Consider the following 13,830-nt stretch of genomic DNA (forward strand, 5'->3'; position numbering starts at 1 on the left):
CAATTGAGATTACTAGACAGGTGTCTGGAGATAAAAATGACAACAAACGATCCTAAAACACAAGGCAAGGGTAGATACTAGTTAGTCTCTGCCTTGCGCCATAACGTGCTGGCTAGACGCTTTCGATGTTCTTTGCAGCCTTGTTGATCTTCTTGCATATCCTGTTTATTTTTGCAGACCCATAGGCGGTTCCAATTATGATCAGTATTCCCCCGATGCCTGCCAAAAGGACGATATAGTTATCAAGGGCCTGTTGCACGATATCGTACTGGATCTCAGACACTATCAGCTGGCTTATCATGACCTGATCTATCATGTCCTTTACCACCGGCGGAACGGTCAAGCTGGATGCCTATGCTGATCGCAAACAATGCCGCTCCCAAACACGCTTGTAACGATCTGGGCCGCAGCCAGATCCAGTTGCAGCGACAAATCACTAATGCTCATTTTTTATTATTCTGTTACCGCCCCGTGTTCTTGTAAAAAGCTGGAAGTAACAGGCCACTACACATATCCATCATCATCAAAGTGGGTTTAAAAACTGCCTTGTCAGTTCTGACATATGGTCAGAGTGCAGATATTCAAGACGATCGACGCACCGCAGGACAAGATATTCTCAATTATCACCGACTTTGAAAGGCTGCCTTCCAGGTTGCCGGACAGGTACAAATCGCTGCAGGTGCTTGAACGGACAGGCAACAACATTGTGACTGTCAAGGAAACCATCGTGTATGCCGGCAGAGAGATTCACCAGATTACACGACATGAGATAGACCCAAGCCGGCGTCTGAGGAGCGAAGTTATAGAAGGTGACACTAAAGGGACGGTGGTAGAAATAACGTTCGAGCCGGATGATGCCGGCGGGACAACAACAAGGGTGTCTGTGGACTTGGACCTAAAGCTGGGCAAGCTAGGCTCTGTGCTAGGAGTCTTTGCCAAAGGCAGGATAAAGGGCGGCCTTGAGCGCATGATGGCGCAGTTCTGCAACGCTGTCTAAACACGACATCACTGAAAAAATGCGCGTTAATGCAGCGCGCGTTTTGTGCTAAAAAAGTGCATTATTCTGGTTTGATTATTAGCAGCTGTGGCTGGATTTATTATTTGATACGCCCTTCGCTGCGCAAGTCCGACAGTATCCTCATGAGCGTGTCATAATCTACATCAACGTTGTTTAGTATGACAGAATGGTCGATCTTGCCGGATTTCTTGATGAACTTTTCCACTAAAGCCTTTTTCTTGTGATACTTTCTGTCCTGCACAGCAAGAGACTGACTGGCAGACATTATAAACAATTACTGATAATGGACTAAGAATGCACAATGCTTTTATTTTTGCTAGGCCAAGCAGGTCTTATTGCCAAGGCTGGCAGTTCACACTATAGTTAGTGTGCTGGCAGCGGCTATCATCCTGTTCCCAGCTTTTGCTGCAAATGCTACCGCCGTCATGAACAAGGTCGCAGAAACAACGATAATTGTCAATGAGCGGTGCGACGGCCCCGTGATTGCTCCTGATCTGTTTGTCAAGGATCGGGCTGGCAATGTCATCATCAGCCAGGCAACCGCAGGGACACAACTGTTGATTGAGGGATCTGTATTTATGGACTGCTTCCAATACCCTGAAAACTTGCAGACGGCTATCTTTGAGGTCAAGGACGAGCAAGGTCATACTACACATCTCGGCAGCAGACTCTTTCTTCAGAGGACTTGGGCGGGCAGAAGATAATAACAATAACGGCCGGGGTGTCTTGGACGCCGGACAAGCCGGGCACCTATACGGTCAGGTTCTTTCCAATCGTCTGCATGACATGCACCCCGATTCTGCACAATGTTGTGATCAAAGAAATCACTGTTGTGGTCTAGCAGAGACTAGTACAGTGAAAGTTGCTAATAATTATAAACAATCAGAACGTCTTTTCTAATGCAACAACAATGAAACTGGACCTGCCAAGGTACACTGAAAGGTTTGGAGCTACGAGCCTGCATGGGGTGCAGCGGGTCTACGAGCTGGACTCGGGCTTTGACGATGGCAAGTCAATGTCAGAGACACTCATGAAGGTTGGAAACGAGCAGATCTCCGAGATCGAGAGAAAGATGGCCATAGTGATCCCAATCAAGGGCGAACGGCTCAGGCTGCTCGAAGGGGTGCTCAGCGGGGTGCCGCACGACTGCCTTGTCATAATCGTGTCAAACAGCCCCCGCCAGCCGGTGGACAGGTACATGCTGGAAAAGGACGCGCTCCAGCAGTTCAACAAGTTTGTAGGGCGCAACGCGTTGATCCTGCATCAGCGCGACCCCGGCCTGTCAGAAGCGCTCAATGAAGTGGGATACACCAGCATGCTTGGGCCCGACGGGGTGGTAAGGAGCGGCAAGGCGGAAGGGATGGTCCTTGGCATGCTGCTTGCCAAGATGGCCGGCAAAGAATATGTAGGATTCATTGACGCGGACAACTATGTCCCCGGCGCAGTCAACGAGTATGTCAAGATTTTCGCCTCCGGCATAGCCATGTCCAAGACTCCTTATACCATGGTCAGGGTGTCGTGGATCTACAAGCCAAAAATGTCAGAGACCGGCCTTTACTTTAGCAAGTGGGGGCGGGTGTCAGAGCTGACGAACCAGCACCTGAACTCGCTCATATCGTACTACACCGGCTTTGAGACCGAGGTAATGCGCACCGGCAACTCGGGCGAACACTGCATGTCGCTCAAGCTGGCAGAGCTCCTGACGTTTTCGTCCGGCTATTCTATAGAGCCGTATGAAATAGTGAACGTGCTTGAGGAGTTTGGCGGCATCATCCCAACTTCATATCAGGACGCGATGGACAAAGGAGTGGAGGTGATGCAGGTCGAGACCCGCAACCCTCACTTTCACGAGGACAAGGGCGAGGACCACCTGAAGGAGATGGTGGTGGCATCTATGGGATCGATATACCACAGCAAGATATGCCCGCCAAAGCTTCGCGAAAAGATACTGGAGAGCCTGCGCACAAGGAACATGTTGGAAGAAGGCCAGCAGGAGCCGCCTGCGCCGGTCAAGATAGACCCTTTCAAGGACATCGACATACGGCAATTTGCAAAAGTTCTAAGCAAGGCTTCTACATACGCACAGTAATAGATTGTTGATGCCAAAGCTTGCAGGGTTTGACATGGATGGCACGCTCATACAGGGTCGACTGGTCTTTGCGCTAGCAGATAGGTTCGACCTATCAGACAAGGTCAGGGCTATACAACAGTCAGAGGGCATGCTGGGGCACGAGCAGACAAAAGCTATAGCCGCGCTCTTTGCCGGCCTGACAAAAAAGGACCTGCTAGATGCGATAGAGTCGATACCGCTTACAAAGAACTGCGAGCGGACCGTTGCGGCATTAAGAGAAAGGGGCTACTACAAGATAGGGATAATAAGCGACAGCTACACTGTTGCCGCAAGCGCTGTCGCGGACAGGCTGCAGCTGGACTTTGTGTCGGCAAACGAGCTCCAAATGGAAAACGGCAAGATCACTGGCAAGGTCAAGATGCCGCTTGGGTGGGAGAAGATCGGCTGCTTTTGCAAAATTTCGGTGTGCAAGCGCTACCACTTGGAAAAAGCTGCGCGGCAGTTCGGCGTACCAATACAAGCCACACTAGCAGTCGGCGATACCAAGTCTGACATTTGCATGATAAGGCGCGCTGGAGTAGGGGTCGTGTTCATGCCAAAGGATAGCGAAATAGCAAAGGCAGCTGACAAAATCGTACAGGAGTCCGATCTCCTAAAAGTATTAGAATTTGCTGCATAAATGTTTAAAAACCATTAATGGGTAGTTAAGTCGGTTAAGTCAAGCTATCTGCCACCTACGGCAAGGCTTGGCTTTTGAAATTTGGTTAGAGGAAAATATGTGTGGGATAGCAGGTATTGTGAGCAAAAATGGTGAGAACGTCGTGCCGCTTGTAGGCTCGATGCTCTTATGCATGATTAACCGCGGCCCGGACGGGGCTGGGCTGGTTGCCGATGGACACATCATCAAGTCAAACTCTATTGCCACGATGCGGCCACAGTTCCAGAAGATGAGCGGCAAGAGTGCTCTTGGGCACACGCGCCTTGCAATAGTTGGCGGCACGTGTGGCGCGCAGCCATTTAGCAGCTGCGACGGCCGGCTTGTTCTGGAGCACAACGGCGAGATATACAACTACAAGAAGATAAGGAAAAAGCTGGAAAAGCGCCACAAGTTTTCAACGACGACTGATAGCGAAGTCATTGTCCACCTCCTTGAAGATCATCTTCGCAGGAACAGCCTGATCGGCGCGATCAAGCGTACAGTTGCAGAGCTTGACGGAGTGTACGCGCTTGCAATTCAGGACATAAAGACTGGCAAGACGGCACTTGTCAGGGATAGGATAGGAGTGCGGCAGCTGTACTACGCAGACAACGGCAGGTTTGTCGCCTTTGCATCAGAGCGCAAGGCACTCTGGAGGATCGGGATGTCCGAGCCGACAAGGTCCATACTGCCGGGCAGCGCGACTGTAGTATCATCAGACGGCCAGCTTGAAAGCTTCCACGTGGCCGACCCGATCCCGCCAAAAGTCAGGATAGTGCATAGGACCATGAAATCCGCGGTGGAAGGGTACAGAAAGGCACTTATTGAATCGATGGAAAAGCGCACGCAGGACTTTCAAAGGATAGGAATAATATTTTCTGGCGGCATCGACAGCGTCCTTGTCGCATACTTGGCAGCCAAGATGGTGCCCGAAGTGGTATGCTACACTGGCGGTGTCAAGGGCTCTCATGACATCGCCTATGCACGCCAGATCGCCGAGAGGCTCGACCTGAAGCTAAAGGTGGCCGAGCTTGACCAAGATGCAGTAGAAAAGCTGGTACCCGAAGTGATCAATGTGATCGAAGACGCAAACGCCGGGCAGGTCGAAGTGGCGCTGCCAGTCTACAGCGCAGTCAAGCTTGCTCATGAAGATGACATAAGGGTGATGCTCACCGGGCAGGGCGCGGACGAGCTGTTCGGTGGCTACTCGTGGTACCCCAAGGTGGTTGAAAAGGAAGGCTACAAGAAGCTGCGGGAACGCATGGTTGAGGATCTGCTTTTGCTATACAAGGAGACGCTTGAACGGGAGGACAAGATAACGATGGCACACAGCATTGAGCTGCGTGAGCCTTTCTTAGACACCGAGGTCATTAGGGTCGCGCTGGCAACCGAGCTCCGGCTGAACGTAAAGGGAGGGCATGACACTTTTGGCAAGCACGTCCACCGCAGGCTTGCACAGAGCTTGGGGATTCCAAAAGACATCGCCTACCGCGTCAAGGAGGCGGCGCAGCACGGCTCTGGCATGCACGATGTCATTGGCGCCATTGCAAGAAAGCACGGCTTTGACGACTCGTCAGTCCCGGCAAGCTATATCGCCGCGCTCAGGCAGCGAGAGAAGATAGGGAGCTCGCAGAGGTACGGCTACCTCTTTGGCGACGAGAAGATATGGACAGCAGAGCCGCACGTCCAGATGTATCTTGACAGCATATCAAAGAGGCTGCCGCAGTTCGAGGTCGTGGCCAAGGTCAAGTAAGCCTGCAGTTTGAGACCGACCTTATGCTCCTTGCGATCAGGAAGGGAGCTATTACTAGAGCAGGGATGCTTGCGGCGATAAACAATGTCTGAAACGGCGCCAGCACGCTTGCGCTTGTTCCTGCCCCTGCGACGCCAACTCCGATAAGGGCAGAAAAGAGGCTGCCGGCACACGTCGGGCACCCGACAAAGAGCCCACATGTCGCGCCCACTCCGCCTGCAAGCGACGTGGTGGCGCGCATTGCTTTCTTTAGCCTGTAGGCAAAGATGCTGAGGGCCACGTTAAAGCCGACCAGCCCAGAAACGACGGTGGCCAGTATCACGTTTAGCGGAATTATCAATATCAAAAAGTGGTCGGTAATGTAGACGGTGAACATTGGCATGTAGCCGGGGGCTGCGCAGCAGAGAGTCAGGTCAACTGACGACACTTCGACTCCCCTTTCTGTGAGCGATACGTCCGGCCGGTAGACCAGTATCTGAGATAAAAAGCCGAAAAAGACCCCGTAGCCTATTGCCGCGACCGCCATTATCTTCCAGTATGTCCTGTTGGCAAACGCGCCGGTGATAAACGAGATCAGGCTGTCGCTTCCCGCGGTGCGCATTTGTTCCGCGCGAAAGATTGTGTATACGCCATACAGCATTGACGCCATTGAAGCTGCAGTTATTGCAAGGACAGCGTATGCAAGGTTGCTCAGCTGCTGCGCCTGCACGGCCAGAGGGTCTGCGGAAGGCACAGTGAGCCGCGAGTATACTATGAAAGCAATAACGAGCGAGAAGAGTCCTACAAAAAAGATCCTAAAGCCGCTTTCTCTCAAGCCCTGCCAGCGCTTCTCGTCCATGCCTGATGTGACCAGAACAGGATCGGCCGACTGCAAATTAAATCCTATCGGATTCTGATAAACCCTTAATTCTTGGTACGTGTATAGTAGACACAATGCCAGACCTTCAGGACGAAGAATACATCCCAGCCCGGATAAGCTACGTGGGGTTCGTGGACCAAGTGGGACTGGAAGGAGTCGTCGTGCTCAAGTCTGAGGACGGCAAAGAGTTCCCAATGCGCGCCTTTTCCGGCGAAGTTGCAAGGCATATTTCGCGCTTTCAGGAAGGCGACAAAGGCAGCATCCCGACGATATACAACCTTGTAGAAGAGATCGCAGTGATGCAGGATCTGCTCTTGGTCGAAGTGCACGTCTACCAGAGCGGCTCTGTGCTGCGGGCAAACCTCTACTTCAAGAGCAAGAAGGATGGCGAGCTGGTGCTGCGGAACTACCGAGCTTCAGACTCGATTGCACTGGCAGCTTACTATGACATTCCAATCAAGGTAAGGAAGAACCTGTTTGAAGAAGCGATAGAGCGTTAATAATAATCGTTCTAATGGTATATAGCTCAATTACGCTAAAGCATTCGAATTCTGACAGGCCTCTATCATCTGGTATAATAATAACATCGCCAGAAAAAATTGACAACAACCTCATGCGCCGAAAGTTCTAGCCATTGCTTGCCTGCTTTGTTCAAAAATCGTCGTCACGTTCTGCGATGAAACCCATACGCATGCAAGTACTCACAGTCATGACAGACCTTCAGGTTTTCCCATTCCGGCATGTTCCAGAGCTCGCCTATGTCGTACTGCAGTATATTGTACTGCTGCGTCGGTACTGCTAGTTTCCAGCAAGGTATTCGTACCATGCCATTGGCCTGTATAGTCAGGCTTTTCCACACGCCACATTCTTTGAACATGGGTCTTCCAAAATCAACTATTTGTTTCCAGTAAAGGGGCGGCACGCCAATGAAAGGTTTGTCATGAGTCTTGGTGTAGTTCAAGATGCCCTGAGCAACCTTGCGAATAGTTTCTTGATCTGGCGACAATGTGTCAAATCCAAAGCCGCCTACCCTGTTCTCTACAAGCGCTGGCGTTATTGTGGGAATCCCAAATTCCTTGTACATGTGATCAAAGTATTCGCCAGTTATGAACTCGTCAGTGTTTCACTTTGTGATGACAGCATTAATGTACCTGTTCATCTTGTGCTCTGCGACAGCATGCAGGTTATCCATCACCCTGTGGTATTGTTCTGTAGGACGCCTCTTATCTTGCAGTACAAGTCTTTGTGTATTGAATCAACACTGACGCACAGGCTGTCGATATTTTCTTTCAGTATTTTTATGTCAAAAGTATGCAGGAACGATCTGTTGGTAACTACGGTTACTGGCAGATGCAAACTCTTCAGGTGCTGTATCAATTCAAGAAAATCCTTTCTTGAAGTAGGCTCGCCTCCTCCATTATTGACCAGATGCAATATTTGGCAGCCTTTGCCATAGCTATCTTCCATTGATCTGTATTGAGATCATGTTTTGCCGCAAATTTCAGCTGGTTCTCCTTGTTAAGATCGCTAAAGAGGCACATGGGACACACAAAGTTGCAATAATGAGTCATGCCAAACACTGCTACCAGAGGCAGCCTTCTTCCAACGATTCTATTGAATGACTATTTTCCAAGAACTCTGATTGCTTTACCGGTATCAAATGACATGCTCTCATAGAACAAAAGCTAATATTTAACATGAAATGCATTTTTTATTAATAATGATGCGTAATTGTGCTAAAGGTTTTGTATATTTGACCAAAGTCAAAATTCTTATAAATTTGTTACTGCTTTCTTATTATATTTATGATTAAAGGAAGGCAGTACGTTCTGACTGCAGACAGGTCTCTCATGTCGCATTACAGGCACAATATGCTTTTTGGGTTCATAGTGTGCTTCCCTGCGGAGAATGTACCACCATTCATGTTCAAGCAGGTGTTCTGCCCGGCTGTCCCGTTTGATAAAAACACGGGCAAAGCCGACGCAGCTCCCCTAGGACTCCGAAGGATAGAAGCGGGCTTGATGCAAGGTGGATTTGATAGAAAGGACATAATCATAGCTCACCCAGATCATATCAACAAGTCGATAGGACAGGATACAAAAATAGTTGGCTTAAATGTCATGGATCCGCTTGGAGTAGGACCATTTCCTTCTGCAACAACCCAAGGTCAGGTGGTCACCATCAACAGAGTAATATTCCGAGATCTCTGCATGAAAGTAAAGGACCTCAAAGAAAAATATGGGTTTAAAGTGGTGGTTGGCGGAAGCGGGGCGTGGCAACTATCGTTTGATAAGAATATCCGAGAAGAGTATGGCATAGACCACCTAGTGATAGGGGAAGCAGATGACAAGATCGCCGAGATCTACCAGAATATAATAGCAGGCAATGCTCAGGAAATAACATTTACCCGTACAAATACGATAAAGGACATACCGTACATACAAGGCCCAACAACGAACGGCCTCATAGAAGCTATGAGAGGATGCGGCAGAGGATGCGACTTTTGCGATCCGAACCTGAGGATGAAGAGAGATTTTCCAATTGACCGGTTAAAGAAGGAAGCGATGATCAACCTGAAACATGGGATCACTAGTGTATGGCTGCAATCAGATGAAATCTTGCTTTATGGTTGCGACAACTCTGAATTGAGGCCAAACAAGGATGCTGTGATAAATCTGTTCAAGGAGATGAAGTCTCTGCCAAATGTTAACTACGTTGGTGCTGTACACCTCACATTCTCGTCAGCAATGGCAGAGCCAGAATGCATAAGGCAGATGTCACAGATTAACAACTTTGGGCCGGACAGATGGAACGGAGTGCAGATCGGGCTAGAGACTGCGTCTGCGAAATTAATAAAGAGACACATGCCTTACAAAGTCAAGCCATTTTCTCCTCAGGAATGGCCCTGGATAGTCAGGGATGGCATCAAGTTACTCAATGACAATTATTACTTTATAGCAAACACTATTGTAATTGGCCTGCCTGGAGAAGATGACGATGACGTCAGAGAAACCATAGAGCTGATCAAATCGCTGGATGGAACGGCATGTGTAGTCGCGCCACTACTTTACACAGATTACCATGATCCCAACAAAACGGTAACGGCAAACAAGCTGACAAAATTACAATGGGAGCTTTACTTTCGCTGCTGGTACCTAAATGCCAAGACAGTTTCCAACTGGGTTTGGTATGGCACTGCGCACTTTAATCCCATTGTAAGGATGGTTGCCGTGACATTCACAAAGCTTGGCCTGTGGTATGCGCTCAGGCTTATACACCGTGATGCAAAGCGTTTTGCAGGTGTAGAATTAATGTAAGAGATCAGCAGCTTGTAAAAGTAGTCGCCCACAATAAATAATTCACTGCAAAAATCTCTCTATTCACGCTCGTTATGCAACAAAAGCGTTGCATAACTTGTTGCATACTCATGAACAGTTCAAAAAGTCATTGATGCTAAGCTTCTTGATATGCTGAAATTAAGTAGAACTAATTATGTTTCGATTTTGTTGCATAACGAGATGCAATCAAGATAGTGGGTAATATAATATGCAACAAGATAGACCAAGGGCTCGAAAGCAGCTTTCAAATCATCCAAAAACTACAAGAGTAACAGAGTCCATAACATGGTATAGTGAATAGAATCACAGTTACAGTTGGTATTGCCATAGTCGCTGCTGGAGCTATACTTATTGGAAAGGGCTTTTTGGAGAAAAATACCTATGAAAATTGTCTTAGGTGGCTAGAAGGACATTATATGGATTCAGGCACTTCAGTTCCAATGCAATGTCAATCTGATCAATCTCAAACTTTCTTCTTAACAGGATTATTATTGAAAGCGATTGGCAGTATCGTATTGTTATTGGGATTGAAGGGTTTGCCATTGTTGCCGTCATTTAATCCACAACCACAAAAGGAGAATAATCATCATCAGACATTTTGAAGGATAAGTTATCATGTGCCTAAGTCAGTCTGAAGTTGCGTCTAATGAGCTCTTTCTCAATCCTAAATAGACGTAGCCGAAGTGACAACTAACTAGAGGCTCGGAAGCATATTATTTAACATGACAGAGGTGAGTCTCGATAGTTTCATAATACCTACTGCAGTGAGGACACAGAAATCTTGGCTTAAACTTCAGCGATTCTACCTTTCTCATTGAGTTTGACACCTTAATCGCAGCAATGCCCAAGCCTGTTACTATCGGAACAATTATTGCAACTATCTGCCACCATTCCATTTAGGCTTTACCTGCTTTATAGCTAGATACTGGCAAATTAACTTATTCTTTCTATTGGTATAACCAAGGCTCAATAAGGATTTAGGAAAAAAGAATGAGGCAGAAACCTCTACCTGTCTGCCTTCTTTACAGTCACAGTGCCTTGGAGCCATGGATGAGCGGCACTGAGATAGTTGTACGTTCCTTCCTCTGTGAAGGTAAAGGCAAAAGTTCCGCCCTCTGGTTCAATCAGAGTTCTTATCTTGCCAAAGCCACCTGGCATGTCCTCGTCCTGTCCAATGACTCTCTCTGGATTGACATTTTCATTTACCCATACTACCGTATTGTTGACTCCTAAAACAACTGTAATGTCTTTTGGCGTAAAGTTAACATTGTTATCAGCCAAGCTTGCGCCTGCAGGGATAGTTACAGTAACAGACTGTGGCGGATGGATTACATCTAATGCAAATGTGTTTCTTGGTAACGTGGTATTGATAATTATCCCAGTAAAGACAGCCACTGAAACTCCGGCTACCAAGGCAGCTATGATAGCCCTTCTTCTGGATTCCTGCCCTTTTCGTTTATCGGTGTTGTTGCTATTTTCGTTTGTCATCAGGTATCTTTACGACTGCTTGCTACTTTATCATAATGTTTGTATTTCTTGTTCAAATGCTGTCTAGGCGACATTCAGAGCTGTTCCAATGTTGGAACAGGCACTACGAAGGTTTTCTTTAATATCAAGCGACATGCAAATCACAGTGAAATTATCATGTAGGCACCAGCAGCAGATGACAGTGGTAAGAAGGATGCAACGACGGATGCCGAACTAAAGGAAGCACTACAGGGCAAAACGTTGCAAGTCTATCTTATGCTGCTAGATTCTCCTGACCCTATTGGGGCTAGAGAGGTACAAAGAAGACCAGATTATTCAAGCGTCAATGTCGCAGTTCATCACTTAGAGAAACTTTGTAGAGTTGGACTGGCAACAAAGGATGAGCATGGCAGATATTCTGCATCTAGAAAGGTCAGCATAGGAATAATGGAGCTTTTCATGAATATAGGAAGGGTACGTTTTCCAAGGCTTTTGTTTTATGCGGCCTTTTTTGCAGCTCTAGCTGTCATGTATTTTGCTACTGCACCTATAGTACTAGGAAGAGATAGCGTCTATGTCATGGTATTTGCAATAGCCGGCACAGGATTGCTTGCTTATGAAGCGTTCAAGGTTTGGCGGCAGATATGAGCTATATCAGGTAGTAACCAAAGGCTGAAAAGATCATTTGGATAAATCGATAAATCTTACTACCACAATAACATGCATAATTTGAGCTCAGCCAAAGGCTCCAAGCTTTTTGCAAGTGATAGAAAAAGTATTATCATAATGCTTACAATATCTCTATTTGCTCTAGGTGTAACAGCCGGCGTGCTGTTAGCATATCAGCAATTTACAAGGTCAGCTATTCCAAATCTGATAGCAGAAAAAGATGCAATACAACTAGCAATCAAAGAAGGGAATTGGGATGAACAAAGTCTTAACGATAAGAAAATTGAAGCTACTCTCTTGCACGTGAAAGCAAATGGCTTTTCATTTATAGTTGACAAAACAGCACTGCATGACACTCTAACACTTTATCACAGCCAATTTCCTAACTATGAAGGCCAGTACATATGGATAGTAAGTATTACAGCACCTAACAATAGGGACTGGGGTTATGTAATAGATGCCACTAATGGCGAAATACTGATGCAACCGTAGCTCTATGTGTATATTGGTCGAAACTCTCATCTACCTGAAATGCTACCAGCACCATCCCACTCTTCAAATCTGATATGAGCAAAGTCCTTTGCATGCCCTGTCATGGCGGCATTGTCATATCGCTCCAGCAACAATTATCCCTTGAGTATGCCAAGCTCCAGAATGAAAAGTACAGCCAGCTTCCATCAATTTAAAAATGGATAACCTATCTGAAATCAGGCAAGGTTTCGGCAAATAGAATCCAGTACATGATAAGCATGAGTCATGGCATATCTGATCAACTTATGGTCATGCCGGAAACTCTGGTCAGTCATGGCATGCCGATAGATACGGCAAAGCGCAAAGAAATTGCAATTGAATACTGGCAGAATTTCCTTGCTTGGTTCAATACTGCATATCCTCACATGCAGCGTACAAACACCATAGTTGCGTATCGCGGCTTTTTATCCTCTCATAGTATCAACTTTGCTCATGGAGAAGGTAAGCGTTATGGTCTATCAACCATATCTGAGAGGCTCGGCGAATACAAAGACATCATATGCTTACGCCGGAGCAAATTGAAACAGTAAACAGGCGGCTTGAAAATGAAAAATGACTGGCAATCATGGTCATTCATGAACATTGACCTGCATACCGGGGCTAGAGCTTTTGCAATGGCATCATTGAGCTGGGATAGGATAGCCATGTCTCCAGCGTTCAGGGTAGAGCAATTTGAACCCAAGATAAAGAAAGCATCGTGGTACTTGACAAGGGAAGGCAAGTGGTGGGTCAAGTATCCTACAGAAGAATGCCGCGCTATTGTTGAAACTGCTTATGACAGGCTGCCAAAAAGAGATTTTATGTTCTTTGAGGATGCTAAAAGTGATAGAGCCAACTGTCTGAGAGCAAGCTATTTTGCAAAGAGGATCGCAATCTGGTTCAGAAAGATATTTTCCGAGCTTGACAAAGGCACTTGGCTTAATGAAAAGACCAGAGTTTACGCGCTAGGAGATGGCTTGTACTTTGACGGCAAGCCGCTGCATTTATTCAGACACACTATGGCTCAATATTATCTGGCAGCCACTAATTGGTCATTAGCCTATGTAGCTAGTTTAGGCGGATGGGAAAATACAGAGATACTGAACAAGTGTTATGGAGGAATACCTGAGCACATCAGGGCACAGATTTCAAAGTCTGTACATGTTAGATTTGATACATTAGATCTTAACACTTTGATAGTTGCAACAGGTTACTCAGCCATTACTCCTACTGCTATTCGATAGATTAATCATAGATGAGATTTCCATGCATTATGTGAGTCTAACGAATTCAAGACTGCCACAGTAATAGGCGAACGTCTGGGCGGCACATGCTTGCAGGTAGGTTGTATCCCCACCAAATCCATTTGGCAGGCTGACCACTATGAGAATAAGATAGAAAAGTCAAAAGTTTGGCTATTCTGTAAAAGGCAACGGCGAGATCCATGA

The 13,830-nt window shown here is 47.0% G+C and carries 18 protein-coding genes; 12 read left to right on the plus strand and 6 right to left on the minus strand.

All coding sequences use genetic code 11. From position 1 onward, the window contains the following. Positions 1–112: 112 nt before the first annotated feature. Entirely contained in the window at positions 113–343 is a 231-nt protein-coding gene (locus NGAR_RS12755) for a hypothetical protein (protein WP_148681439.1), read from the minus strand. Positions 344–562: 219 nt separating this feature from the next. Between NGAR_RS12755 and NGAR_RS12760 the strand changes: the two genes are divergently transcribed. Next, positions 563–997, plus strand: coding sequence for a type II toxin-antitoxin system RatA family toxin (locus NGAR_RS12760; RefSeq protein WP_015020172.1), 435 nt, complete (start codon positions 563–565; stop codon positions 995–997). A gap of 100 nt (positions 998–1,097) precedes the next feature. Here the strand turns inward: NGAR_RS12760 and NGAR_RS12765 are convergent, their stop codons facing one another. Continuing rightward, positions 1,098–1,283 carry a hypothetical protein gene (locus NGAR_RS12765; RefSeq protein ID WP_148681440.1) on the minus strand — a complete coding sequence of 62 codons (186 nt, stop codon included), beginning with the start codon at positions 1,281–1,283 and terminating at the stop codon, positions 1,098–1,100. Between the two features lie 70 nt (positions 1,284–1,353). On the opposite strand from NGAR_RS12765, the gene NGAR_RS12770 reads away from it, so the two are divergent. The 5 genes from NGAR_RS12770 (at position 1,354) to asnB (ending at position 5,539) form a co-directional block, all read left to right on the plus strand. Further along, positions 1,354–1,722 carry a hypothetical protein gene (locus tag NGAR_RS12770; RefSeq protein WP_015020174.1) on the plus strand — a complete coding sequence of 123 codons (369 nt, stop codon included), beginning with the start codon at positions 1,354–1,356 and terminating at the stop codon, positions 1,720–1,722. After that, positions 1,704–1,859, plus strand: coding sequence for a hypothetical protein (locus tag NGAR_RS17770; RefSeq protein WP_187147501.1), 156 nt, complete (start codon positions 1,704–1,706; stop codon positions 1,857–1,859). The genes NGAR_RS12770 and NGAR_RS17770 overlap by 19 nt, the downstream gene beginning before the upstream one ends. Positions 1,860–1,928: 69 nt before the next feature. Beyond that, entirely contained in the window at positions 1,929–3,107 is a 1,179-nt protein-coding gene (mpgS, locus tag NGAR_RS12775; RefSeq protein ID WP_148681441.1) for a mannosyl-3-phosphoglycerate synthase, read from the plus strand. 10 nt (positions 3,108–3,117) lie between these two features. Continuing rightward, complete coding sequence (locus NGAR_RS12780) at positions 3,118–3,768, plus strand: HAD family hydrolase (RefSeq protein WP_015020176.1); 651 nt, start codon at positions 3,118–3,120, stop codon at positions 3,766–3,768. Between the two features lie 97 nt (positions 3,769–3,865). Further along, complete coding sequence (gene asnB / locus NGAR_RS12785) at positions 3,866–5,539, plus strand: asparagine synthase (glutamine-hydrolyzing) (RefSeq protein ID WP_015020177.1); 1,674 nt, start codon at positions 3,866–3,868, stop codon at positions 5,537–5,539. Here asnB and NGAR_RS12790 read toward each other — a convergent pair. Next, positions 5,532–6,413 (minus strand): hypothetical protein, encoded by an 882-nt coding sequence (locus tag NGAR_RS12790; protein ID WP_015020178.1) that lies wholly within the window; start codon positions 6,411–6,413, stop codon positions 5,532–5,534. The two genes, asnB and NGAR_RS12790, sit on opposite strands and share 8 nt — an antisense overlap. Positions 6,414–6,472: 59 nt before the next feature. Here NGAR_RS12790 and NGAR_RS12795 point away from each other — a divergent pair, with 59 nt between their 5' ends. Further along, entirely contained in the window at positions 6,473–6,898 is a 426-nt protein-coding gene (locus tag NGAR_RS12795; RefSeq protein WP_015020179.1) for a bifunctional nuclease family protein, read from the plus strand. 164 nt (positions 6,899–7,062) lie between these two features. On the opposite strand, the gene NGAR_RS12800 is transcribed toward NGAR_RS12795, so the two are convergent. Beyond that, positions 7,063–7,482 (minus strand): hypothetical protein, encoded by a 420-nt coding sequence (locus tag NGAR_RS12800; RefSeq protein WP_015020180.1) that lies wholly within the window; start codon positions 7,480–7,482, stop codon positions 7,063–7,065. A gap of 107 nt (positions 7,483–7,589) precedes the next feature. Beyond that, complete coding sequence (locus NGAR_RS12805; protein WP_015020181.1) at positions 7,590–7,865, minus strand: radical SAM protein; 276 nt, start codon at positions 7,863–7,865, stop codon at positions 7,590–7,592. Between the two features lie 338 nt (positions 7,866–8,203). On the opposite strand from NGAR_RS12805, the gene NGAR_RS12810 reads away from it, so the two are divergent. Both NGAR_RS12810 and NGAR_RS12815 read left to right on the plus strand, forming a co-directional pair. Then, positions 8,204–9,715 (plus strand): B12-binding domain-containing radical SAM protein, encoded by a 1,512-nt coding sequence (locus NGAR_RS12810; protein ID WP_015020183.1) that lies wholly within the window; start codon positions 8,204–8,206, stop codon positions 9,713–9,715. Positions 9,716–10,029: 314 nt separating this feature from the next. After that, complete coding sequence (locus NGAR_RS12815; RefSeq protein ID WP_148681444.1) at positions 10,030–10,338, plus strand: hypothetical protein; 309 nt, start codon at positions 10,030–10,032, stop codon at positions 10,336–10,338. A gap of 403 nt (positions 10,339–10,741) precedes the next feature. Here NGAR_RS12815 and NGAR_RS12820 read toward each other — a convergent pair whose 3' ends face one another. Next, positions 10,742–11,224: a cupredoxin domain-containing protein gene (locus NGAR_RS12820; RefSeq protein WP_015020185.1), complete on the minus strand. Its 483-nt coding sequence runs from the start codon at positions 11,222–11,224 to the stop codon at positions 10,742–10,744. Between the two features lie 255 nt (positions 11,225–11,479). On the opposite strand from NGAR_RS12820, the gene NGAR_RS12825 reads away from it, so the two are divergent. The 3 genes from NGAR_RS12825 to NGAR_RS18520 all read left to right on the plus strand — a co-directional run bounded on the left by NGAR_RS12825 (position 11,480) and on the right by NGAR_RS18520 (position 13,626). Further along, positions 11,480–11,851 (plus strand): hypothetical protein, encoded by a 372-nt coding sequence (locus tag NGAR_RS12825; protein ID WP_187147503.1) that lies wholly within the window; start codon positions 11,480–11,482, stop codon positions 11,849–11,851. Between the two features lie 81 nt (positions 11,852–11,932). After that, entirely contained in the window at positions 11,933–12,364 is a 432-nt protein-coding gene (locus NGAR_RS12830) for a PepSY domain-containing protein (protein WP_015020187.1), read from the plus strand. A 584-nt stretch (positions 12,365–12,948) separates the two neighbouring features. After that, complete coding sequence (locus tag NGAR_RS18520; protein WP_228369181.1) at positions 12,949–13,626, plus strand: hypothetical protein; 678 nt, start codon at positions 12,949–12,951, stop codon at positions 13,624–13,626. The last annotated feature ends 204 nt before the right edge of the window (positions 13,627–13,830 follow it).

Source organism: Candidatus Nitrososphaera gargensis Ga9.2, assembly GCF_000303155.1.
Taxonomy (GTDB): domain Archaea; phylum Thermoproteota; class Nitrososphaeria; order Nitrososphaerales; family Nitrososphaeraceae; genus Nitrososphaera; species Nitrososphaera gargensis.

What these genes read in the sequence shown, in the direction of transcription:
- NGAR_RS12760 (WP_015020172.1), top strand. Translation starts at nt 563, where the DNA reads ATGGTCAGAGTGCAGATATTCAAGACGATCGACGCACCGCAGGACAAG.
- NGAR_RS12765 (WP_148681440.1), bottom strand. Translation starts at nt 1,283, where the DNA reads ATGTCTGCCAGTCAGTCTCTTGCTGTGCAGGACAGAAAGTATCACAAG.
- mpgS (WP_148681441.1), top strand. Translation starts at nt 1,929, where the DNA reads ATGAAACTGGACCTGCCAAGGTACACTGAAAGGTTTGGAGCTACGAGC.
- NGAR_RS12780 (WP_015020176.1), top strand. Translation starts at nt 3,118, where the DNA reads ATGCCAAAGCTTGCAGGGTTTGACATGGATGGCACGCTCATACAGGGT.
- asnB (WP_015020177.1), top strand. Translation starts at nt 3,866, where the DNA reads ATGTGTGGGATAGCAGGTATTGTGAGCAAAAATGGTGAGAACGTCGTG.
- NGAR_RS12795 (WP_015020179.1), top strand. Translation starts at nt 6,473, where the DNA reads ATGCCAGACCTTCAGGACGAAGAATACATCCCAGCCCGGATAAGCTAC.
- NGAR_RS12800 (WP_015020180.1), bottom strand. Translation starts at nt 7,482, where the DNA reads ATGTACAAGGAATTTGGGATTCCCACAATAACGCCAGCGCTTGTAGAG.
- NGAR_RS12805 (WP_015020181.1), bottom strand. Translation starts at nt 7,865, where the DNA reads ATGGAAGATAGCTATGGCAAAGGCTGCCAAATATTGCATCTGGTCAAT.
- NGAR_RS12810 (WP_015020183.1), top strand. Translation starts at nt 8,204, where the DNA reads ATGATTAAAGGAAGGCAGTACGTTCTGACTGCAGACAGGTCTCTCATG.
- NGAR_RS12820 (WP_015020185.1), bottom strand. Translation starts at nt 11,224, where the DNA reads ATGACAAACGAAAATAGCAACAACACCGATAAACGAAAAGGGCAGGAA.
- NGAR_RS12825 (WP_187147503.1), top strand. Translation starts at nt 11,480, where the DNA reads ATGCTGCTAGATTCTCCTGACCCTATTGGGGCTAGAGAGGTACAAAGA.
- NGAR_RS18520 (WP_228369181.1), top strand. Translation starts at nt 12,949, where the DNA reads ATGAAAAATGACTGGCAATCATGGTCATTCATGAACATTGACCTGCAT.